At 64.1% G+C, this 22,145-nt stretch carries 17 protein-coding genes; 12 read left to right on the forward strand and 5 right to left on the reverse strand.

The annotated features are described in order from the left end of the window. Positions 1–159 precede the first annotated feature (159 nt). The 3 genes from ABAC402_RS41105 to ABAC402_RS40860 all read left to right on the forward strand — a co-directional run bounded on the left by ABAC402_RS41105 (position 160) and on the right by ABAC402_RS40860 (position 2,261). Positions 160–1,065 (forward strand): glycoside hydrolase family 5 protein, encoded by a 906-nt coding sequence (locus ABAC402_RS41105; protein WP_023449596.1) that lies wholly within the window; start codon positions 160–162, stop codon positions 1,063–1,065. Continuing rightward, the gene (locus ABAC402_RS41110; RefSeq protein WP_023449597.1) at positions 1,062–1,325 is read left to right on the forward strand and encodes a hypothetical protein; all 264 of its coding nucleotides are present in this window, start codon (positions 1,062–1,064) and stop codon (positions 1,323–1,325) included. The genes ABAC402_RS41105 and ABAC402_RS41110 overlap by 4 nt, the downstream gene beginning before the upstream one ends. Before the next feature lie 291 nt (positions 1,326–1,616). Continuing rightward, positions 1,617–2,261 carry a UPF0149 family protein gene (locus ABAC402_RS40860; protein WP_023449598.1) on the forward strand — a complete coding sequence of 215 codons (645 nt, stop codon included), beginning with the start codon at positions 1,617–1,619 and terminating at the stop codon, positions 2,259–2,261. A 202-nt stretch (positions 2,262–2,463) separates the two neighbouring features. Here ABAC402_RS40860 and ABAC402_RS40215 read toward each other — a convergent pair whose 3' ends face one another. Beyond that, positions 2,464–2,793, reverse strand: coding sequence for a hypothetical protein (locus tag ABAC402_RS40215; protein ID WP_155847377.1), 330 nt, complete (start codon positions 2,791–2,793; stop codon positions 2,464–2,466). 107 nt (positions 2,794–2,900) lie between these two features. Beyond that, positions 2,901–3,113, reverse strand: coding sequence for a DUF4287 domain-containing protein (locus ABAC402_RS41240; RefSeq protein ID WP_031235589.1), 213 nt, complete (start codon positions 3,111–3,113; stop codon positions 2,901–2,903). Positions 3,114–3,694: 581 nt separating this feature from the next. Here ABAC402_RS41240 and ABAC402_RS30685 point away from each other — a divergent pair. The 4 genes from ABAC402_RS30685 (at position 3,695) to ABAC402_RS0120185 (ending at position 8,410) form a co-directional block, all read left to right on the forward strand. Further along, positions 3,695–5,059, forward strand: coding sequence for a calcium-binding protein (locus tag ABAC402_RS30685; protein ID WP_023449602.1), 1,365 nt, complete (start codon positions 3,695–3,697; stop codon positions 5,057–5,059). Between the two features lie 152 nt (positions 5,060–5,211). Continuing rightward, positions 5,212–5,922, forward strand: coding sequence for a response regulator transcription factor (locus ABAC402_RS30690; RefSeq protein ID WP_082179919.1), 711 nt, complete (start codon positions 5,212–5,214; stop codon positions 5,920–5,922). Further along, positions 5,919–7,811: a sensor histidine kinase gene (locus tag ABAC402_RS30695; RefSeq protein WP_023449604.1), complete on the forward strand. Its 1,893-nt coding sequence runs from the start codon at positions 5,919–5,921 to the stop codon at positions 7,809–7,811. The genes ABAC402_RS30690 and ABAC402_RS30695 overlap by 4 nt, the downstream gene beginning before the upstream one ends. Before the next feature lie 185 nt (positions 7,812–7,996). Then, positions 7,997–8,410: a hypothetical protein gene (locus ABAC402_RS0120185; RefSeq protein ID WP_082179921.1), complete on the forward strand. Its 414-nt coding sequence runs from the start codon at positions 7,997–7,999 to the stop codon at positions 8,408–8,410. A 107-nt stretch (positions 8,411–8,517) separates the two neighbouring features. Here ABAC402_RS0120185 and ABAC402_RS30700 read toward each other — a convergent pair whose 3' ends face one another. Next, positions 8,518–8,838: an IclR family transcriptional regulator C-terminal domain-containing protein gene (locus tag ABAC402_RS30700; protein ID WP_023449606.1), complete on the reverse strand. Its 321-nt coding sequence runs from the start codon at positions 8,836–8,838 to the stop codon at positions 8,518–8,520. Positions 8,839–9,059: 221 nt separating this feature from the next. On the opposite strand from ABAC402_RS30700, the gene ABAC402_RS30705 reads away from it, so the two are divergent. From ABAC402_RS30705 to ABAC402_RS30725, 5 genes are read left to right on the forward strand one after another with little or no spacing between them, the layout of a single operon-like run. Further along, positions 9,060–12,737, forward strand: a complete 3,678-nt coding sequence (locus ABAC402_RS30705) for a DUF4132 domain-containing protein (RefSeq protein ID WP_023449607.1) — start codon at positions 9,060–9,062, stop codon at positions 12,735–12,737. Then, entirely contained in the window at positions 12,731–13,840 is a 1,110-nt protein-coding gene (locus ABAC402_RS30710; protein WP_023449608.1) for an AAA family ATPase, read from the forward strand. Before ABAC402_RS30705 ends, ABAC402_RS30710 begins: the two co-directional genes overlap by 7 nt. Next, complete coding sequence (locus ABAC402_RS30715) at positions 13,837–16,233, forward strand: DUF5682 family protein (RefSeq protein ID WP_023449609.1); 2,397 nt, start codon at positions 13,837–13,839, stop codon at positions 16,231–16,233. The genes ABAC402_RS30710 and ABAC402_RS30715 overlap by 4 nt, the downstream gene beginning before the upstream one ends. Next, a complete protein-coding gene (locus ABAC402_RS30720) occupies positions 16,230–17,363 on the forward strand; it encodes a VWA domain-containing protein (protein WP_023449610.1) in 1,134 nt (377 codons plus the stop codon). The genes ABAC402_RS30715 and ABAC402_RS30720 overlap by 4 nt, the downstream gene beginning before the upstream one ends. Further along, entirely contained in the window at positions 17,360–19,402 is a 2,043-nt protein-coding gene (locus tag ABAC402_RS30725) for a hypothetical protein (protein WP_023449611.1), read from the forward strand. The genes ABAC402_RS30720 and ABAC402_RS30725 overlap by 4 nt, the downstream gene beginning before the upstream one ends. Positions 19,403–19,430: 28 nt before the next feature. On the opposite strand, the gene ABAC402_RS30730 is transcribed toward ABAC402_RS30725, so the two are convergent. Further along, the gene (locus ABAC402_RS30730) at positions 19,431–19,988 is read right to left on the reverse strand and encodes a YdeI family protein (RefSeq protein ID WP_023449612.1); all 558 of its coding nucleotides are present in this window, start codon (positions 19,986–19,988) and stop codon (positions 19,431–19,433) included. A 30-nt stretch (positions 19,989–20,018) separates the two neighbouring features. Continuing rightward, the gene (locus tag ABAC402_RS30735; RefSeq protein WP_023449613.1) at positions 20,019–22,124 is read right to left on the reverse strand and encodes a hypothetical protein; all 2,106 of its coding nucleotides are present in this window, start codon (positions 22,122–22,124) and stop codon (positions 20,019–20,021) included. Between the last annotated feature and the right edge of the window lie 21 nt (positions 22,125–22,145).

Raw genomic sequence — 22,145 nt, forward strand, 5'->3', positions numbered from 1 at the left:
CACTCTCGATGGGGAGCGGGGTGGCCCGTGCCATGGCGAGCAAGCGGAGATCGAAGATCGTAGCGCTGCCTGCCGGCGAGGCTCGAGACGGAGGGGTCCCCTTGTCGAAGAATGTCAATGTCAAAGTAGGTTGTTAAAACATCCTTAGAGAGAACCAGATTGTCTTCAGTTCAGAGTTTCAAGGGTTTCCGTCGCAAGATCTCGCTCGCCATCGGCGTGGCCGCTGTGGCGTTGTTCGCAGTCAATGCCGCCAACGCCGACAGTTCCAACCTGACCGCTGCCAATGCCCTGACCGAGATGTCGCCGGGCTGGAACCTCGGCAACACCCTGGAGGCCATCGGCGCGGGCAGCCAGCCCTTTTCGGTGTCGCAGGAAACGGCATGGGGTAATCCGGCCGCGACCCAGGCGCTGATGCATTCGGTCAAGGCCGCGGGCTTCAAAAGCATTCGTATTCCCGTGTCGTGGAAACAGTATGCCGACTCGAGCGACACCATCAACGCGGCATGGCTGGCGCGGGTCAAGGACGTCGTCGACTATGCCCGCGCGGCAGATCTGTACGTCATGATCAACGTGCACTGGGACGGCGGCTGGCTGCAGCCGACCTATGCCGCCGAGGCCGTGGCCGATGCGCGCCTGACCAAGTTCTGGACCCAGATCGGAACGACCTTCAAGGACTATGACGACCACCTGCTGTTCGCCGGCACCAACGAGGTGATGGTCACCGGCGACTACGGCACGCCGAAACGGGAAAATTGCGAGGTCCAGCACGGCTTCAATCAAACGTTCGTCGATGCCGTGCGCGCCACGGGCGGCAACAACACCACGCGGTGGCTGGTCATCCAGGGCTTCAACACCAATATCGATCATACCCTGCTGTGCAACTCCACCCTGCCGAACGATACGGCGACGGGCCGGCTGATGATGGAGGTGCACTATTACGACCCGTACAACTTCACCATGATACCGGCGGCAAGATCTGGCAATGGGGATCGGTCGCGACAAGTCCTGCCAATACCGAGGCCTGGGCCAACGAGGCCTATACCGACGCCCAGTTCCAGAAGATGAAGGTCACCTTCGTCAATAAGGGCGTGCCGGTGATCCTGGGCGAATACGCCGCCAGCCTGCGGACGGAATATGACGCGAGCGGCACCTATCGCAACTACTGGAACAGGTACATTACCGCCTCGGCCTTCCGGCACGGCATGATCCCGATGTATTGGGACAACGGTTATCTCGACAACCACCAGTCGGGCCTGTTCAACCGCGGCGCTGCCACCCAGGGCTTCCCCGTGACGATTACTGACATCGTCAACGCCGCCCAATGATCGCCGAAGTCTGATCGCCATTCTGGAAGGGGCAGGTCTGTAACCGGCGCACCCACCTGGAGCGCGGTTTTGCCGGACTCAAAGGCCCGCTCCAGGTTTTTGTTTTGTCACGCAATTTGTCCGAAAACGGGGACTCCCGTGCGGTGGTGCACACTTTATCGGATTGCGCTCTGACCGTCTTCGTCATGCTCTCGGCTTCGCAATTGACAGAGTTACAGAATTCGCTGACAGCCAGAGGCTGACAAGCCGCCCGCCAGTCGCTATAGGGGGCGCCAAACCCATGGAGGCGATATGCCGGACCCTAACGAACTTCGCCTTGACAAGCTGGAAGCTGCGCTCGACGCCCACGGCATGAACCTGTCGATCTTCGACGGTTACGTCACAGCCCTGTGGGTCATGCCTGAGGTGCCGACGGACCAGTGGATGACCCACGTTCTGTCGCGCGAAGACGGCGAGAGCACAGACGTCGATCCGGCCCTGCCCGGGGTGATCGTCGACCATTTCAATGCCGTTGGCTTCGATCTGCGTACCGAAGTCTACAACCCGATCTATTGGCTGGACGAAGACGGCACCGAAATGTGGGAGCTTTGGGCCGAAGGCTTCGGCCGCGCTATCGCCCATCGTCCGGAATTCATGGAAGCGACCATGACCGATGAGGAGTCCGAGGCCGCCCAGGCCCTGGGCTTCATGCTGGCCCTGGCGGGGCTGGCCTTGGGTGACGAAGACCTGGCGGAAGAGATTACGGACGGCGACGTTGACGAGCTGAAAACCCATGCTTCGGAACTTTTGATGCAGGGCCTGGTCGAGCTCTACACGGCCAGGCGCCGGGCCAATGGCAGCGACTTGCCGCGTCAGGTGACGAAGGTCGGCCGCAACGATCCCTGTTCGTGCGGCTCGGGCAAGAAGTTTAAAAACTGCTGCGGCGCGGCCGGCTGAGCCTTACGTGGAACGTTATTGGCTGTGGCGGTCGCTGATGCAGGTCGAGCGCCGCCTTAGCCGGGACGAGGTCAGGTGCACATTACGGCGTTCAGAAAGGCGTCTGGGTAATAAACAGGATCGCCTGAAATTATTTTGACATCTGATAACCTGTCCGTAAGTTTCCATACTATTGCCTGCTGCTGCAAGCTCGATACCCAGATTAGTAGTAGCCTTGCGGAAACCACACTCCCCTTCGCGATACATCGCCAATGTTTGGAATGACGTGGTGCTTATCGAGGCCGCGAACGTCCACGTCTTCGACGACAGCTTCAACATCCAAAATTCCATGTTTTACAAAAATTGTCGCGGCCAGGATTTTTGCGGCATCGACGTCGTCGTAGGCCGTGACTCCACACCCCAAGCCTAATGGATTAAATGGCGGCGGGCCCTTAAAGGTATACCAATAGCGATGAAGTAAACTCATGAGGCCCTCATTGATCCGGCTCAAAGCGTGTTCCGGGTCATCAACGCGGAACTCAGGACTTTTCAATAGCTCCTTCCCAATTTCGGGGTGTCCGCTGTTGGCGCGCAGGCGAAGTCAAATTCCCATGAGACGTGTTCGGAGATCTTTGTTGGGACCTCCGCGCTTTGCGGTGACTACGCCTTGTCCTCTGCCAGGGTATGCGCCACGATGGCATTCGCATGGCCATGGCCTAAGCCATGCTCGGTCTTCAACATAGCGACGAGTTCCATGTGTTTTGCCGGATAGTGCTGTCGCACAAGGCTTTTCCACTCGGCAACGGGCCGTCCATACGTCTTCTCTATGGAAGGAAAGTAAGACGCAGGCCCTTTAATCCGCTCATCAGTCATAACCGGATTAAGGCCATTTGCGGTTGCCTTGTCAACGGAGCGGTCGGGAGCGCGGTCGATAACGTGAGACACTTTCGGTGTCATGATACCAATTCCGACATATCCGCAGTGCTCTTTATCCTGCTTTCCGTGGATGGACTGCCTCTGTAGAAGGCGTGTCCACAGACAAGCCAGATAAGCCAGATGGACGGCGAACTTCATCAGCTAACTCGCCAGGATAGCCGATTTGCCTGGCGAGCAGAGCTCGCCGAAAAAGAACAGGATCGAAGACAATCCCGGTGCGTTGACGCCGTCCATCTGGCTTATCTGGCTTATCTGTGGACAAACCTTTCCAGCGTTTCCGCCGGCTCTGACCGGGCAAAAAAGCTTCACGCCCCAACCCCGCGATCAAGGCCAACGCTTGATCGATACCCACCGCCTTGCCGCACGCCCTGATCTCGCCAGAGCTACGGCGTGGCCGCGGATGGAGCAGGCGACCCCGGCATTAACCTCATAACAGCCCCTCAATCTAGGGGGATTGCGGGTGTTCGGTCTTAAATACATGATTACACTCACAAATTCACAAGAAAAGGGTGAGGGTAATGGCCTATTTCAACGGTAACGGACAGAACAATCTCTACAACGGCGGCATCGCCGATGACATCCTTAACGGCAATGCCGGCAACGATACTTTGAGCGGTGGCGACGGCAACGACTCTATCGACGGGGGCAATCATGACGACGTCCTGGCGGGCGGCAATGGCAACGACACGGTCCTGGGCGGCGGCGGCAAAGACAGCATCGAAGCCGGCGCCGGCAATGACCTGGTTGACGGCGGCGCGGGCGTCGACACCGTCTCCTACGCCAATGCCGTCAACGGCATGTGGATCGAACTGAACCAGGGCACGACGGCAGGCTTTTCGCGCGACGGCAACCTGTCGGGCCTGATGGGTACCGACCAGCTCCGCAACCTGGAAAACGTTATCGGCAGCAATTTCAACGACATCATCAAGGGCAATTCTGCCGCCAACCTGATCCAGGGCGGAGGCGGTTACGACACCCTGTTTGCTTCGCGTGGCATCGACGTTCTGGACGGCGGCGCCGGCGGCGACTCGGCCAATTTCAGCGACATCTCCGGGCTGAGCGTGACACTCAACCTGACCGCAGGCACCTACGCACTCAACGCCAACCACTATGGCACCCTGATCAGCATCGATGATGCCACAGCAACGGTGCTGAATGACAACCTGACCGGCCACACCGGCCGCAATGTCCTGGACGGGGGCGCCGGCAACGACACCATCGCTGGCGGCGGCGGCGATGACGATATCTGGGGCGGCGCCGGCACCGACCGAATGATCGCCGACGGCGGCAATGACCGGCTAACCGGCAATTACAGCTTTGCGGACTTTGGCGACTATGCCGCCGATACCTTTGTCATCAAGACGACCGCTGGGGCGGTGACCATTTCCGACTTCAAGCTGGGGGTCGACAAGCTGGATGTGTCGGACTTCGGTTTCAATACCGGCGGTACCTGGACGGGCAGCGCCGTGCAGAGCGGCACCGACACCGTCCTGACCCTGACGCAGAACGCCGTGACCGTCACCGTAACCCTCCAGGGTGTGATCAATGGCCACCAACTGCAACTGAGCGACATGATTGGTGGCAGCACGAGCCTGATTGCGCCACCGCCGCAGCCGGCCTTCACCAATGGCGGCAACGGCATAGCCGATATCTTCGTCGTCGACCCGCAACTGGGCGACCAGACCTTCCTGCATTTCGAGAACGGTCTGGACCATATCGATATCTCGTTCATCCAGAGTGGCGGATGGGGCGGTCACCTCGCCAATGTCCCGGGCACGACGGATGCGCAGCTGGTGTTCAGCGGTCCCCAGGGGCAGACCTTTACGGTGACGCTCCCCGGCATGCCCTATTACCAGATCGATGCATCGGACTACATTTTGTAGATGCAGGATACTGGAGCGGCGCTTGTTCCCCCAGGCGCCGCTTCCTTTTTGGACGTCAACCCCCAAAAACCGAGGGGTTGTCAAAATATCCCGGTTATGCGTTCATCGACTCAGAGCCTTCCGTTAGAGACCAGGCCGTACAGGGGCGTTACGTGACCACATTTACCCCGTCTTCGGGGCTGGAGACGACGGAGACAGCCGCGCGCTATCGCGTGCTGATCGTCGAGGACAATCTTTTGTTTCGCCACTACCTGGCCGACAGCCTGCTGGCGGCGCCGGAAGTGACCGTGATCGGTGCGGTCGGGCGGGTGGCGCATGCCATCGCCTTCGCCGATCAGGCTCCGGATCTGGTCCTGCTGGATCTCGGCCTGCCGGACGGCGGCGGGCTGGAGGTCATCGCCGCCATCCGTGAGCAGGCGCCGGCGTGCAAGTTCCTGGTCATCACTGTTTTCGAGGACCGGGCCAGTGTGCTCAAGACCCTGAGGGCCGGCGCCGACGGTTATGTGCTGAAGGACGCCACCTCGGAACACCTGGTGTCCTATGTCCGATCCGCCCTGGCCGGGGTCAACCCGATCAGTTCGCGCGCGGCGCGGCACCTGTTGAAGATTTCTGACGAGGGGGAGGCGCAACCGGTTACATCGAGCCATCCGCCGCTGCGACCGCGGGAAAAGGAAATGCTGGAACATATTGCCCAGGGCTTAAGCCAGAAGGCGGTGGCGCGACTGATGAACCTGTCGCCGCACACGGTCGCCGAATACACCCAGAACATCTACCGCAAGCTGTCGGTCAAGTCGCGCGGGGCAGCCGTGTTTGAAGCGATCCAGCACAAACTGATCGATTTGCCGGAAAGGCCCGCCTCATGACCTGGTCCTTTCCCAAACCCGACCTGTCGCCGGCCGGCCTGAAGCGCCTGATCCCGGTCATTCTGGTGATCGTCGCCGTACAACTGGCCTGGTGGGCCGGGATTAAGCCCTGGCTGTTCGAATTTGCCAAACCGCAAAACCACGAAATTCTGAACGTCCAGGCGGCGGAGCTGCCGGCGCCGACGATCGCGGCGCTGAATTCGGCGGCCTTCACCCCCACCACCCTGCCGTGGGAGTCGTGCTGCGAAGCGCACTATCAGGCGATACGGTTCGAAATCCGGCTCGACAAGGTGCCGCCCGACGGGCTGGGCATGGTCAGCGGCCCGGCGGTCGACAACTTTATCACCCTGGTCAACGGCCATATCGTGCAGGGGGAGGGCCGGATGACGGCCCCCAAGGCCTCGTACCACGGCAATACGCGGCGGGTGTATCGCCTGCCCGAGGCGGGCTTGCAGCCCGGCATCAACCGTATCGACGTCATCATGACGCGCAATGTCATACCGTGGTTCGATTTCGGTACGCCTTACATTGATCCGCGCGGCTACGACGTCATGAAGGCCGCCACCGCCCAACGCAGCTTCGTCATGAACGAATACATGCTGATTGGTGGGGTGATGACGGGTCTGGTAGCCGCCGCTGCCTTCGTGCTGGCGCTGCGCGCGCGCGACCGCGGGCTGTTGCTGTGGCTGGGGGCCATGGCCGGGTTTTATTCGCTGAAGATCCTGTTTTACGGATGGGAAGATCCGCCGTTCAGTCCCGAGTTTCGTATCTGGTACTACTTCGCTGTCGCCAATCTGGCACCGGCGGCCCTGCTGTGTTTTATCGATGTGTGGACCGGCCACGGCTATCGTTATCTGCGCTGGGCGGTTTGCGGGCTTTGCGGGTTGCTCTTGCTGGCCTTCGCCATCGCGTTTGCCAACAACCCGACAACGGCCTTCGACTTCGCGTCCGACACCACCGACCTGTTCGGCATCTCGGCGGGCCTGGCGGCCGTGGCACGGTTCGCCTGGCATCTGGTGTCGCGGCGCGAAACGCGGAGCCTGCAACTGGCCATCCTCCTGCTGTGCATGACGACCGTGATCTCAGACCGGGTCAACGAATGGCTGTTGAACCGCGCCGACGGCGATTTCGAGATGGTGGTGCCACTGCTGATCGTCGCCCTGGGCCTGGCCTTCCTGTCGCACAATATCCACCTGTTCCAGTCGGCGGGCGACCTCAACGCGTATCTGGCGGAGGAACTGAAACGCAAGGAAGCCGAACTGGCCGAAGGTTATCAGCGCCAGGCCGATATGGCCCGGGTGGCCACCCTGAACGAGGAACGCCAGCGCATCATGCGCGACATGCATGACGGTGTCGGCGGCCAGCTTATCTCCCTGCTGCTGGCGGCGCGGCGCGGGCCCGTTGCCCCGGACGACCTGACCCGCAGTTTGGGCGAGATGGTCGATGAACTGCGGCTGATGATCGACTCGATGGACTCGGCCGGCGACTCGCTGAGCGACGCCCTGGCGGCCTTTCGCGAACGCATAGAACCGCGGTTAAGTTCGGCCGGCATCGAACTGCGCTGGCGGGACCTGAGCGAAGGCGCGGCCCCGGCCTATGGGCCCCAGACCGTGCTGCAGATATTTCGCATCTTGCAGGAGGCGGTGACCAATGTCTTCAAGCACGCTGCCAGCCGCAGCGTCGAGATCGCCATTGTGGCGGTGGCCGATGTCGATCATCCGGTGCGCATCGACATCGTCGATGACGGAAAGGGCATGAAGGCGGGCAAGAAATCCGGCCATGGTCTGGATAACATGCAGGAACGGGCCCGGTCGATCGGTGCGCGGTTATCGATCGAAAGCGGCACGACCGGCACGGGTGTGCACCTGCACTTGCCGGCGGTGAGCTAAGCGGGATGCGTTTTGAGGGAATCAAAACCGCGCTCTAAGTTTTTGTTATGTCGCACAATTTATCCGAAAACGGGAGCGCCCGAGCGGGTGCCACACACTTTATCGGATAGCGCTCTAATGTGATCCAGTGCGAGTTGCTTTGATTGCACGTCAAGATTGTTTCACGATAGCAACGGGAGGGCATCTTGGCCAAGTCAGTAAAGAAATGGGTTTCTGTGGCAACCCGTCCGAAACCGCAGAAGCCCGACGACTCTGAAAAGGCCGCTATTATCTCGGCCTGCGAAGTCTTTGTCACGGAGGTTCTCAAGCCACGTTTCCTCCCCGTTATCACACCGACTCCCTTCAACTATCCCGTCGACATTACCGGAGCGTGGGCCGGCGGGCGATACCGATTTCTCCAACGTTACCGGTCAGGATTCGCGCACAATCTTGGCGAAGAATTCGACATGCCGTTCGCGCGAATCGATCGTATGGGACCGGACAATTTCGACATCTATTGGCGACGCCACAATGATACCTGGTGGAAAGTACATAGCGGAGTGACCTTTGCCGGGGCGCTACGTCTTTTGGAGACGGATAAACTGCTGCACCCCTTCTAGAGCGGGATGAGTTTTGATGGAATCAAAACCCCGCTCTAGGTTTTTGTTTTGACGCGCAATTTTTCCGAAAAGTGGTGTCCACTTTGTCGGATTGCGCTCTAGCGCCATTACGCCAGCAGCTGTCCGCCGATCAGGTCGGAGATGCTGTCGGCGGCGGATTTGACCTGGGCGCCGAGGGAGTCGATGCGGTCGGGTGTGAGGCGTGACGTGGGGCCGGACAAGGAGATGCCGGCGCGGGCCTCGCCGAACTCGTTGAAGATCGGCGCGGCGATACAGCGCATGCCGGGGGTGGCTTCTTCGTTGTCGAGCGACCAGCCGCGGGTGCGTATGGTGTCCAGGTCGGCGCGCAGGGCGGCCGGGTCGGAGAGGGTGGCTTCCATCAGAGCGGTCATGATCGGGCGGATGGTCAGACGCATATCAAATGACATCCTGGAACCTCAGGCGAAAAGGGCAAGTTCGAATAAAGTATCGTCTGCTATAGTTGCGTCCGGAATGGTTAACTGCAATTTAAGGGCGATTCGGTTTCCGCCTTGGATGCGGCAAAAGGCGGTTCATTGCGAGTTTTTGTGACCACGGCGCCATTGATTACCGGTAAATTCTCCACCTAAATGGCGGAGATGTCCGGCGATTCAACAAACAGGGGGGCGAGATGGATTTTCTGCGGAAACTTTTTGGTGGTGGCGGCAACGAGGGCGACGCGGTCGCCCGGGTCGGCGCCGCCTTCGCCGGTCTCGACAAGCACCGCGCCGGCCTGTCGCGCGACATCGCCCAGTATGTTGTAAAGGATAGCGGCAGCAGTGTCCTGTCGACCTTGTCGACCCAGGCGGTGCAGACCTACTGGCAGAACAATGGCGGCCACTGGAGGTGGAACGTCGACAAGAACCCGATCTTCAAAGGCGGGGTCACCTGGAGCCATGCCCAGCAGCACCGGCTGGGCGAGATCATGTCCGCCCTGCACCCGCTGGGCAGCGGCGGGGACTGGGGCATGATGGGGACGGCGACTTCACCCGGCTGGCTGCGCCATGTCCTGTCGATGCAGGCGCGGCACGACGGCACGATCTCGAATATGGACGACTTCCACGACCTGGCTACCGGACATGGCGCGGGAATGGAGGCCATACTCGACCTGCTGTTCAGCAACAATCCGCGCAATTACAACCACCCTGACTGCACGGGCCTGTTCAGTGGTACCAAGCTCTGGTTGGCCGCCCATGCCGCCGAGGTCATCGCCGCCGCACCGAAACTGGGCGCGGCGCCGCGATCGCTGCTGGTCGCCGCGATTGGCCGTTTTGGCCAGACTGGCCCGTATCTCGACCTTCTGGTCGATGCCGCCGTGGCTTCTGCGAAGACTGTCAAGGAAGCCGCCTACAAGGCCCTGACCGGCGCCGATCCAAAAGCCCTGGCCGCCGCCCTGGACCAGCGATTTCCGGTTGCCGCGCCCGGCGCCGCCGTCGAACTGGTGAACCTGGTGTCGCGGACGCTCGGCGCCGGCAATGACAGCCTGCTGCAGGGCTGGCGCGCCACGACCACGGCGCCCAAGGTGCTTGCTGCAATCGACGCCGCCCAAATGAAGCAAAACCTGGTCGCGGTCGCCACAGATGTACCGGCGGCGGTCACCGGCGGCTATATTGCCCTGGATGGCAGCCTGGTCGAGCTCTTGCCCGCCCCGCCGCCGCCCGAGGCCTCCGAAGTGCCGGATGCCGTCATGGACCTGCTGAAGCCGTCGATCCAGAGCTTCAACCAGGTGCTGGAAAAGGGCCGCCAGGAGGCCAAGACCGAACGCTGGCACTGGAGCAAGCAGCATCGACCGATCACCCACGACACGATCCGCCAGATGAAGCAAAGGGCCCAGTCCGGCAATTTCCATCACAGCGACAATCCCTTCGAGTGGATGCAGATCCACGTCGCCATCGACCGGTCGGGGATCGACGCCTTCTTCGCTTCGCCGCACCTGACGCTGCGTCACGTCACGATCATTGCCCGGGCCACGACCTATGGCAACCTGCTGGCCATCTATGCGCCCTACGGCGAAAGCCCCGCCAGCGTGGAACTGCGCCGCCGCATTCACAACGGCGCCGACCTGCGCACGGTCCAGGCGATGTGGGCGCCCCGTCCGGAAAGGAAGATCAGCGGCAACGCCATCGAGGCAGCCCTGGCGAGTTGGGGCAATCCAACCGACAATGTCGAGGGCGACCACCTGTGGCCGCTGGTTGCTGAGAACCTTGACCTGATCGAGGAGGCTCTGGGGTTCCGGCCGCAATCGGGTCCAACCCAACTGAACCTGAGCGTGGCGCTGGACCTGCTGGCCGTCCTGCCCAAGGTGCCGCAGCGTTTGCTGATGCCGCTGATGACCATCGCCACCGGTACACGCAAGGGTCCGAGAGGCGAGGCGCGCAAGCTGCTGGCCGGTGCGCCCGATATCGACGGTTCCATCCTGCACCTGCTGGGCGACAGCAAGCAGGAGGTTCGCGCCGGCGCCGCCGAATGGCTGGGCCAGCGCGGCAACAAGACCGCCATCACGCCGCTGCGCCAGGCGCAGAAGGGCGAAAAGAGTGATATCGGCAAGGCCGCGATCATCTCGGCGCTGGAACGGCTGGGCGACGACGTCTCGGACCTGTTCGACCCGGCCCTGATGAAAAAGGAGGCCGAAGTCGGTCTGGCCAAGGCCGGTGGTAAAGGACTTGAATGGTTGTCGCTCGACAACCTGCCGGCGCTGAAGTGGCGCGATGGCCGTGCGGTCGATCCGGTCCTGGTGCGGTGGTGGGCGGTCCTGGCCAACAAGCTGAAACAGCCCGGCGGCAACGCCCTGATCGACATGTGGCTGGACCGGTTGGCACCCGGCGACGCGGACCGGCTGGGCCGCTACGTTCTCACCGCCTGGATCGACCAGGATACGCGCTCCCCCACCCAGGAAGAGGCCAATGCCTACGCCCTGTCACAGGTCGATTCGCGGCTGCAGTCCAATCTGGCGATGGTGAAGCGCTATCCCCAGTCGGCCGAATACTACATCACCGACCGCGACCGGCTGTTCGCCCAGTTGAAAAACGAGCAGCTCCGAATCTATCTCGGCAGCGCCGCCGATAACAAGGGCCTGCTGGCCCTGACCACGCGGGTCGGCGGCGCCGACGCCGCCCGGGCCGCCAAGGCCTACCTGAAAAATCACGGCGCCCGGGTGTCGCAATGCAAGGCCCTGCTGGAAGCCCTGGCCGCCAACCCGTCGGGCGCGGCCATCCAGGTGGTGCTGGCCACCGCCAACCGCTTCAAGGCGCGATCGGTCCAGGCCCTGGCCGCCGAACTGATCGATGCCATTGCCACGCGCCGCGGCTGGACGGCCGAGGAACTGGCCGATCGCACCATTCCGACCGCCGGGCTCGACGAAACCGGCGCGGCGGAGATCGATTGCGGCAACGACCGGACCTATCGCATGGTGGTCGACGAAAGTGACAGCCTGGTCCTGCTCAATACCTCCGGCCAGCCGGTCAAGGCGCTGCCAACCGCGCGCATCGACGACGAGAAGCCGCTGCTGGACGAGGCCAAGAAGCTGCTGGTCAATGCCCGCAAGGAGATCAAGCAGGTGGTGCCGGACCAGACGGCGCGGCTGCGTGAAGCCATGTGTCTGGAGCGGCGGTGGCCAGCCGATGACTGGAACCTGTACATACTGGGCCATCCCCTGGTCGCCCGCCTGGCGCGGCGTTTGGTGTGGATGGGGCTGGACGCGGACGGCAATTGCCTCGCCACCTTCCGGCCGCTGGACGACAACAGCCTGACCGATACCGGTGATAACACGGTCGATCTGTCGCGCTTTGCCCTGGTCCAATTGGCCCACAGCCTGCTGGTGCCCGCCGATGTGGCGGCAGCGTGGCGGACCCACCTGGCCGATTATGAGGTCACCTCGCCCTTCGACCAGTTCGGCCGCGACCTGCCGAAGTTGGCGCCCGAACAGCTTACGGCCCGCGATATCACGGACCGCAAGGGCTGGATGATCGAGACCTTCAAGCTGCGCGGTGCCGCGATCCGCCAGGGCTATGTCCGCGGGGCTGCCGAAGACGGCGGCGTCTTCATGACCTATGAGCGCCGCTATGTTGCGGCAGGGTTGATCGCCCTGATCCACTTCAGCGGCAGCCCCCTGCCCGAGGAGAACCTGCCGGCGGCCCTGTTCGAACTGAACTTCGCCCGCATCAAGCGTAACAGCAACTGGCACGGCGCGACCGTCGTGCTGGGCGATGTGCCGCCGGTCCTGCTGGCGGAAACCTGGCAGGACCTGTACGACATAGCTGCCAAGGGGACGGGATTCGATCCCCAGTGGGAGAAGAAGACGCCATGGTAAGTCAAACTGAGGTCTTGTCCGAAGTCCAGCGTCAGCCTGCCGAAATCCGGTACGGCGAGGAATTGGAGCGGTTGGGCGCACGCGACGACGCCCCGCGCCCGCCGGGCTGGAAGCTGAGTGCCCGGGCCGTGCGCCGGTTTATCCTGGGCGACGACAAGCTGAATGTCTCGCGCAAGTTCTACGGCGACGATCCGCTGGTCGACCGCGCCATCGTCAGCCTGATGAGCAGCCAGGGCCTGATGCTGGTCGGTGAACCCGGTACGGCCAAGTCAATGCTGTCGGAACTGCTGGCGGCGGCGGTCAGCGGCAGTTCCGGCCTGGTCGTCCAGGGTTCGGCCGGCACGACCGAGGACCATATCCGCTACGCCTGGAACTACGCCCTGTTGCTGGCTGAAGGGCCAAGCGAGAAGGCGCTGGTGCCGTCGCCTGTGCTGACCGCCATGCGCGATGGCCGCATCGTCCGGGTCGAGGAAATCACCCGCTGCCCGCCGGAAATCCAGGACGCCCTGATCTCGATCCTGTCGGAAAAGACCCTGGCCGTGCCGGAACTGGGCGCCGACCGCGCCATCGCTGCCCGGCCGGGCTTCAACATCATCGGCACCGCCAACCTGCGCGACCGCGGCGTTCACGAGATGTCGAGCGCCCTGAAACGCCGCTTCAATTTCGAGACAGTGCGGCCGATCGAGGATCCGGCTTTCGAGCGCGAACTGGTGCTGCGTCAACTGACCGAGCGCCTGGGGCCGGCCGGGATCAAGGTCACCGGCGAGGCCGAGATTGCCGACCTGCTGGTCCAGACCTTCCAGGATCTGCGAACCGGCCGCACCCGAGAGGGCGCCAGCCTGAACCGGCCCGACGCCGTCATGTCGACGGCCGAAGCGGTCAATGTGCTGCATGCCGCGGCCCTGGACGCCGCTTTCCTGGCTGACGGCCGCATGACCGGCGCCCATGTGGCGCGTCAGATCCAGGGCGTCATTCTCAAGGACTCGGCCGAGGACGGCAAGCGCTTCAAGGCCTATATCGACCACATCATCAAGGAGCGTGCTGGCAAGTCCGGCGCCTGGCGCGACTTCTACCAGGCCGCCCGCGCGCTGAAGCTGGTGTGACGGCCGTGGCCGAAGCCTACAGCCTGTATGATGCCGGGTGCGATCTCTACATCGTGCCGGTGCGCCACCACAGCCCGGCTTGTGCGGCGCACCTGCTGGCCCTTCTGGCCGAGATCCGGCCGGCCCGGGTCCTGGTCGAAGGACCGTGCGACTTTGATCCGCTGATCGCCCTGGTCGCCGATACCGGCACCCGGCCGCCGGTGGCCATAGTCTCAGTTGAAGACGGCAAGGCCGACGGCGGTAAAGTGGTGGTGGGGCGCCGGGCCGTCAGTTACTATCCGTTCAGCGCCCACAGCCCCGAATACGCCGCCCTGGTGGCAGCGAAGGTGGCTGGCATTCCGGCGGCCTTCATCGACCTGCCGATGAGCGACCGCGCCATGGGGGGCGATGGCGAAGCGCCGGCCCTGTTGCATGACGAGGCGCCGTTCAACAGCAGCGACTATGTTCGCGCCCTGGCCCGCCGCCTGGGCTGCCGCGATGGCAACGAGGTCTGGGATCACCTGTTCGAAGCGCAACTGCACAGGTGCGACTGGCGCAGGTTTTTCCACGAGGTCGGGAGCTATTGCCGCCATATGCGCGACTGCACTGACGCGGTAACTATGGAGGCCGATGGCACACTGGCGCGCGAAGCCCAGATGCGCGCCCTGATCGCCCGGGCGCGCAGCGACACGAAGGGGCCGATGGTCGCCGTGGTCGGCGGCTTCCACGCCCCCGTCCTGGCCGGCAGCCTGAAGGCCGGGGACAAGGTAAAGGCGGCAGGTAAAGGCAGCCGGGCCTACCTGGTGCGCTACGGTCACCGCCAGCTCAATGCCCTGACCGGTTACAGCGCCGGCCTGGCCCTGCCGGCCTTCTACGACGGGCTGTGGCGACGGCGCGGCGACGGGGAGGGGCTGTATTCCGCCCATGCCACCGACCTGATCACCGGGTTCGCGGCCCATCTGCGCGCGCGGCTGCCGGGGTTCGCCCCCTCGTTTCCGGTCATGGCGTCGGCGCTGGAAGCCGCTCACCGTCTGGCCGACCTGCGCGGCCGTCCGGGGCCGCTGCGCGACGATATCCTTGATGCCTGCCGTTCGACCCTGCTGAAGGGCGAGGAGACCGGAGACGCCGCGCCGGTAATGGCCGAGCTGATGGCGTGGCTGACCGGCAATGCGCTGGGCGAGATACCGCCATCCGCGGGATCGCCGCCGCTGGTCGAGGCCGTGCGGGCGCGGGCGCGCTCGCTGGGCTTCGTGCTGGACGACGGTGAACGGCGCAACCGCGACCTCGACATCTACCGCAAGGACCGCCACCGCGACGCCAGCCGCTTTTTGCATGGCCTGGTCTTTGTCGGCGCCGGTTTCGGCCAGAGGACGGCGGGGCCGGACTTCCGCCAGGGCGTCGAGTTGGATCGTTTGCATGAGATCTGGTCGGTCATGTGGTCGCCCATGGTCGAGGCACGGCTGATCGAGTTGTCGGCCGACGGCGATACGCTGGAATCGGCCGTGGCGGCCGAGGCGGCGCGGCGCCTGAGGGACCTGCGCGAGCATGGCCGCGGCCACAGCGCCATCGCTGCCATCGAGCTGTTCGTCGCCGCCAGCCAGGCCGGGATCGGCGATCGCGCCGCCGTCATCCTGCCTTTCATCGCCGACGAGGTTACCCACGATCCGGACCTGGCCGATGTGGCGCAGGCCCTGCGTGACCTGGTGCGGCTGTGGCGCAGTGCCGTCATGATCGGGCTGGACAATCGCGAACCGCTGGCGGAACTGATCGGCGCGGCCTGGCGGCGCGTTCTGTTTCTCCTGCCCAATCTGGCCACTTGCAGCGAGGACCATGTCTCGACCGCGGTCAACGGTCTGGTCATCCTGCGCGAGGTGGTAGAACTGGCGGCGAACGAACTCGACACGCTCGATACCGGCCTTTTTGACGAGGCCATTGCCGCCCTGCTGACGGTGGACCTGCTTCCGGCCCTGGCCGGGGCGGTGGCGGCCGTCGCCTGCCTGGCCGGACGGCTGGAGCCTGCGACACTGGCGGCGCGCCTCACCGGCGAACTGGGCGGCGCCTATGCCGAGGCCAGGGCGCGGGTCGCCTATCTGCGCGGATTGATCGCCGTGTCGCGCGAACTGCTGTGGACGGTGCCGGAGCTCGTTACCGTCATGGACGAGGTTCTGGCCGAGGCTGACAGCGACGGCTTTGTCGCCTTGCTGCCGCACCTGCGGCTGACCTTTTCGCGGCTTGACCCTCAGGATATCGACCGGCTGGCGCGCATCGTCGCCGGCCGCCGCCAGGGCGCTGCCGATCAGCTGACCCGGCCTTTCGCTGTCACCGAAGCCGCCTTCGCCGCCAATCTGGAACTGGACCGCGCCGTGGCGGCCGAGCTGGCCCTGGCCGGGATTGGCGAGGGGGCGGCGGCATGACCGACAACAGCGAGGTTCTGCGGCGGTGGCGGATGGTGCTGGGCGGCTACGCTCAGCCGGCCATGGACACTGTGCGACTGGTCGGCGCCGACCAGCGCGCCGACCGGGCGCTCGACTACCTCTATGCCCGCGAGATGGAACAGCGCGGGCTGCGCCGCGGCAAGGGCGGCCGTGCCGGAAGTCTGGACCCGAGCCAACTCACGGCGTTGGGCTGGCTGAACGAAGTGCGGTCGCTGTTTCCTCAGTCGGTACTGGAGACCGTTCAGGCCCACGCGATCGATACCCTGGGCCTGACGGAGCTGTTGTCGGACCCCAAGGTGCTGGGCAGCCTGGAGCCCAACCGCGACCTGCTGAAGTCGCTGGTGGCGTTCAAGGGCAGGGCCAATCCCCAGGTCCAGGAGAAGATCCGCGAAGTTGCCCGCACCGTGGTCGACGAAATCGTCCGGCGGCTGCGGCCGCGCGTGCAACAGGCGCTGGCCGGCCGGCCTAACCGCTTCCGCCGCAGCCAGCAGAAGTCGATGCAGAACTTCGACTGGCGCGCCACGATCCGCGACAATCTCAGGAACTACGATCCGGAGCGCAAGCGCATCATTACCGATCGGTTGCGCTTTTTTGGCCGTAGCCGCAGGCGGCTGCCGTGGCGGATCATACTGTGCGTCGACCAGTCGGGCTCTATGTTGGACTCGACCATCTATGCCGCCGTCATGGCCGCTATCCTGACCGGCCTGCCATCGCTGGATGTGCGGCTGGTGGTTTTCGACACCAGCGTGGTCGACCTGTCCGAAGAAGCCGCCGATCCGGTGTCGGTACTGATGTCGGTGCAACTGGGTGGCGGCACCGACATTGCCGGGGCTGTCGCCTATTGCGAACAACTGGTCGAACAGCCGACGCGCACCGTCCTGGCCCTGATCACCGACTTTTGCGAAGGCGGACCGGCCTCGCGGCTGATTGCGGCCATCCGCCGGCTGAATGCCGCGCGGGTGACCATGATCGGCCTGGCGGCGTTGTCGGAAGACGCGACGCCGGACTATGACCGGGCAACCGCCGAGCGAGTGGCCGCGGCCGGCATGAAGGTCGCCGCCCTGACGCCCGACCGCTTCGCCGACTGGCTGGGCGAGGTGATCGCGTGATCCCGCCCACTCTGACGGCGATGCTGGCCGGCTATGACGAGGCGGCCCTGGTCGCGGTGGCCAACAAGGGACTGCACCGCCGCGCCCAGCGCGATGTCGAAGACGGCAAGGTGGTGCTGAAAAGCGTCGACGGCGACACCGCCACGGTCGACGCCGATGGCGACACTGTGGTCATGGACGCGCGCGGACCCAAGGCCGCCCGGTGCAGTTGTCCGGCGCCGGGCGTGTGCCGTCACCGCCTGGCGGCCGTCCTTTTGCTGCAGGCACAGGTAATGCAGACCCAGACTGGCGGCGGCGAAAGCGCGGCGCCGGATGTCGCCGCCGAAGTGGCGGCCCTGGCGCTCGACACGCTGCGCAGCTGGGCCGGCAAGGCGGCATGGCGCGGCGCGGTCGAACTGCTGGAAGGCGGCGCGACTGTGATTGCGGACGGCACGGCCCTGGTGGTTGCTTTTCCCGATGACGGACCCCAGGTGCGCATCCTGCCGGGACAGGGGCTGGACGGCCTGGTGTCCAAGGTTGCTCCTGGGTTACGAAAGACCTATCACACCGCGGCCGTCCTTGCAGCCAGGCGCCACCTCGGCGTTGGCGATGCCGTCGAGGCGACTCCGGCCGAGGTGGCCGTCGCCGGCGGGATCGAGCCGGTCGATGCCGCGTTCCTGGGGGCGGTGACGGCGGTCCTGGGCGAATGTGTGCGGGTCGGTTTCAACCTGGCGCCTTTGTCGCTGGAAGAGCGCCTGTTCACCTTGTCAGTGTCGTCACGGGCTGATGCCCTGCCGCGTCTGGCCGGGTTGCTGCGGGCCTTGTCGGCGCAGATCCGCAGCCGTCGGGCGCGCGATTTCGCCTTTGACCCCGACCGCTGCCTGGACCTGTGCGGCAAGGGGTTCGCCCTGATCAGCGCGCTGAAGCACGACGATGGCGGCGATCCCGACCGGTCGAGTCTGCTGCGGGGGCAGGCGCGGCGCGATTACAGTGCGTCCGGGGTGCTGCAACTGTCCGGCAGTGGCGCGGAGGCATGGTCGACGGCGTCAGGAGCGCGCGGCGTCACCGCCTATTTCTACGATCCAACCCAGGATCGGTGGCTGACCGTAGCGCTGGCGCGCGGGGCCGGCCAGGATCCTTGGTTCGAACCGCGAACAGCCTATGCCAACGAAGGCCTTTGGGGCGGGAAGACGATCAAGGCGTTGTCGCAGGCGCAGATTTCGCTTACCGGGGCTTCGGTGTCGCCCGACGGTCGATTGTCGGCCGGCAAGGATGTTCGCGTCACCGTAACCCGGCCGGTGTCGGCTGACGAGGCCGCCGGCTGGCCGTGTTGCTGCGGCGACTGGGACGCGCTGCGACGCAGGCTTGTCGAGCGTCTGGCCGGTGGTGTCGCCGGTCCGGCGCGCGGCGCGGAACCGGTGCTGTTGCGGCCGCAGCGCGTGGCGCGGCCCTTCTTCGATGACCTGGCCCAGACCCTGGTATGGCCGGTGGCTGACGCCAACGGACAATGGCTGTGCCTGTCGCTGGAGCATGGTGCCGACCCAGGCCGGATGGTCAAGGCGCTGGAAGCCATCGCCGCCGGGTGGGATGGCCTGGTCGCGGCCCTGGCCACGGTCGACGGCCGGGTGTTCCGCCTGCGGCCCTATGCGGTGATGGACGGCGCAACAGTGTGCAACCTGGGGCTCGATCCCTTGCCGGGGGGTGTCGATCGTCCGGGCGTGGGGCGGCTGATGCAGGACATGAAGGCGCTATTCGCCGGACTGCCGCAGCGCTTTGCGGCGCCGTCGCGTCCGCAGACAGCGGCCGTTCTGGACGGCGCCTGGCAGAGCCTGGTCGAGATGGCGGAGTTGGGCCGGCGCGGCGGCCAAGCCGAAACCACCCTGCGGCAACAGGCCCAACGCCTGGCCGATTCCGGCTTTCCGGCCCTGGCGCAGACGATCGTAGCGGCATTGGACAGCGGCAAGGACGTGTCGTCGCCGGCGTTCCTGACGGCGGTCTATGCGGTGGCCCTGGCGCGCGGGCGGACGCTGGACCTGCCGCGGCTGGAACCAATACTGTGATCGTCAGGCGACGTCTTGGACCTGAAGGTTACCAGGTCTCGCTGCGTGAAAGCTTTTCCAGGATATCGGCCAGGCGTTTGGCTCGCGTTTCAAGCCGCTTGGCGGAGTGGAGTCGGAAATAGATGGTGAATTTCGCACTGCGCGTCAGGGTGTCGAAAAAGGCCTGGGCGGCGGGGTTGGCTTGCAGTTGGTCGAGAAAGTCCTGTGGCATAACCATCTCGGATGAGCCGGCATAGGCGGCGTCCCAGCGGCCGTCGGCTTTTGCCGCCTCGACATGAAGGAGGCCGGCGGGCTGCATTTTTCCTTCGGCGATCAGCCGTTCGGCATGGTCGCAGTTGCGCTTGGACCAGTTCGATTTCGGCCGTCGCGGTGTCAGGCGTTGCAGATAGGCGGTGTCGTCCAGGGCGTGGCGTACGCCGTCGATCCAGCCCCAGGTCAGGCCGGCAATAACGCAGCCTTCCCAGGTGACCGAAGGTGTGCCGGCCTGTTTCTTGTAGAGTTTGACCCAGAGCTCCCTGGCCGTGGCATGGTTGGCGCTGAGCCAGGCGGTCAGATGGTCGGGCGTTTCAAAGGCGAGATGGGTCATGGCGGCACGAAGTCAGATTGAGACGTCGGATCATGGCAGTAACCGTTGATGATCGGCCATCAGGGCGACGACGGCAGCCAGGGACGCCTGGACCCGGGCGTGGCCTTCGGGCTCGTCTTCGGCAGTGAAGATCAGCAGCGCCTGGCGGAAGGCTTCGGCTGCGGCTTCGAGGCGCTGCTGGCCTTCGCTGCCGCTCAAGCGTCTACTTAGGATGCACAGGATGTCACCCAGCTTTTCCTGCATATCGGCCCACGGCTCCGGCGTGGCCTGCGGCGTAAGAGTCTGCAGGACGGTCTGGCAGGCCTGTACGGCGTCTTCCAGCTTTTTTACCCCGGCCTGGCCGGGCAGACGCTCCCCCAGAAGAATCCGTACATTGATGAGGTCACGATGTGCGCTGACCCAGACGGCGGGATGGTCTTTACGAGTATAGACCAGCAGGGCGTTGCGCAGACAGTCCTCGGCCTCATGAAGTTTTTGTAGGCCGGCGTCCGTGTCGAGCGCGGCGCCGAGGTCGGTAAGGACGAGGCCGAGATAACCCTGGGCCGCGGCCCAGTCGAGAGGTTCCACGGACCTTTTTGTTGACGACAGGCTGTCGCGCAGGGCAACCTCAGCGGTGTGAAGTCTCGCAAGGCGCTCGGGACCATCGATGCGCCGGCTGATTTCGAAGGCTACGACACCCAGTTTGAATCGTATACAGGTCCAAGTACGCCGCGAAGGTTTTTCACCCTTGAAGACCGTCAGGGCGGCTTCGAAGGCCATTTCAGCCTGGTGAAGCGTCTGGAGGTCTTCGGGCGCTTCGAGGCAATGGCTCAGCTCCAGGAGGACATAGCCAAGGCTATAGTGCGTCTGCACCCGTTGGACGGAGTCGCCATCTTCGCCATACTCCAGCAGTGCCTGGCGGTATGCCTGCGCGGCATCCCTAAGCCGTGGTGCTGCTTCGTCGTCATCGAGGTAGTCGGCTATATTCGACAGGCAGTCGCCCAGGGAACGCAGGACCGAGGCGCGCTGGTCGGGGGCGTCCGACATGCCGTATTCGGCAGCAGCACGGCGCCAGCCGTTTTCGGCAGTCTGCAGCATCTCCCTGGCCAAGGTCGGCGCACCGGCAGAGAGGTGGAACAGACGGGTGGCGGCATAGCTGCCGACACGGGTGGTGAAGGTGTGCCCAAGCGGTGGATCGGCTGCCAGGCTCAGCAGTTCGATCGCCTTGAGGCGATCGGCGTCACGGCGGTCGTGCTGTGCGACGAAGTCCGCCAGATCGCCGAGGGCGTCGATGGCGGCATCGGGCTTGCCGCGCAGCAGCCGGGCTTCCTGGCGGTCGAGGTTTGCGATGAAGCGCTTGCGCAGGCTGATCTGGGCCATCTTGACGATGACCAGGACGACTACGATGTCCCCGATGGTGCGGATCGCGAAAATTGCCAGGTCGGCGGCCCGGTTCACGGGCCGGATATCCGAAGCAAACCGGTTGTCCAGAATGAACAGATTGCCGACGATGGGGAGCGACCGCAGCAGGTGCTCCAAGACATAGACGAAATAGCCTTCCCGGCCATAGTGCCCGGGCATGGCGAAGGCCTGGCCGCGGTAGACCACGTCGACCTGATGGAAGATCAGGGTCATGTAGATCACCACGGAGACGGCGCATAGCCAGACTTCGTGGTTCATGTCGTAGTTCATGGGTATGCGCCGGTCTTCGCCGGTGAGGCCCTGGGCGCGGTCGTCTTCGTTATAGGTCCAGACTCGATAGACGATGTGGGCGAACAGAAGCCCGAACACCAATATGATCAGGCTCATTGCAAGGGGCAGGTAGGTCGCCAGGACGGCGATCGTGCCGAAGATCAGGCATAGCCACAACCAGCGCCACCGGGGCGGAATGTCGAGCCAGTCGGTATGCGAGATGGCGAAGTCGAGATCGGCCTTGGCCAGGCCCCGGGTTATCTTCTCCAAGACGGATCTGCCGGCAATGCCTTTGCCCAGCCGCGACACCAGGGTGAAGATAGCTGCCACGGCGAGGACGACCGCGACGAGCGCCAGTTCCAGCATGAGCATGGGCGTCGCCGGATGGGTCAGAAAGCCATGCCAGGCTTTGGCTGCGCCTGTGCTGAGCCATGTCCAGGCATGATGAAGTCCGTCTGTCGGCATGCCGCCCCCATTCCCTGCCGG

This window comes from Asticcacaulis sp. AC402 (genome assembly GCF_000495835.1).
In the GTDB taxonomy this organism is placed as follows: Bacteria; Pseudomonadota; Alphaproteobacteria; order Caulobacterales; family Caulobacteraceae; genus Asticcacaulis.

What these genes read in the sequence shown, in the direction of transcription:
- ABAC402_RS41110 (WP_023449597.1), top strand. Translation starts at nt 1,062, where the DNA reads ATGAAGGTCACCTTCGTCAATAAGGGCGTGCCGGTGATCCTGGGCGAA.
- ABAC402_RS40860 (WP_023449598.1), top strand. Translation starts at nt 1,617, where the DNA reads ATGCCGGACCCTAACGAACTTCGCCTTGACAAGCTGGAAGCTGCGCTC.
- ABAC402_RS41240 (WP_031235589.1), bottom strand. Translation starts at nt 3,113, where the DNA reads ATGACTGATGAGCGGATTAAAGGGCCTGCGTCTTACTTTCCTTCCATA.
- ABAC402_RS30685 (WP_023449602.1), top strand. Translation starts at nt 3,695, where the DNA reads ATGGCCTATTTCAACGGTAACGGACAGAACAATCTCTACAACGGCGGC.
- ABAC402_RS30695 (WP_023449604.1), top strand. Translation starts at nt 5,919, where the DNA reads ATGACCTGGTCCTTTCCCAAACCCGACCTGTCGCCGGCCGGCCTGAAG.
- ABAC402_RS30700 (WP_023449606.1), bottom strand. Translation starts at nt 8,838, where the DNA reads ATGTCATTTGATATGCGTCTGACCATCCGCCCGATCATGACCGCTCTG.
- ABAC402_RS30705 (WP_023449607.1), top strand. Translation starts at nt 9,060, where the DNA reads ATGGATTTTCTGCGGAAACTTTTTGGTGGTGGCGGCAACGAGGGCGAC.
- ABAC402_RS30710 (WP_023449608.1), top strand. Translation starts at nt 12,731, where the DNA reads ATGGTAAGTCAAACTGAGGTCTTGTCCGAAGTCCAGCGTCAGCCTGCC.
- ABAC402_RS30720 (WP_023449610.1), top strand. Translation starts at nt 16,230, where the DNA reads ATGACCGACAACAGCGAGGTTCTGCGGCGGTGGCGGATGGTGCTGGGC.
- ABAC402_RS30730 (WP_023449612.1), bottom strand. Translation starts at nt 19,988, where the DNA reads ATGACCCATCTCGCCTTTGAAACGCCCGACCATCTGACCGCCTGGCTC.
- ABAC402_RS30735 (WP_023449613.1), bottom strand. Translation starts at nt 22,124, where the DNA reads ATGCCGACAGACGGACTTCATCATGCCTGGACATGGCTCAGCACAGGC.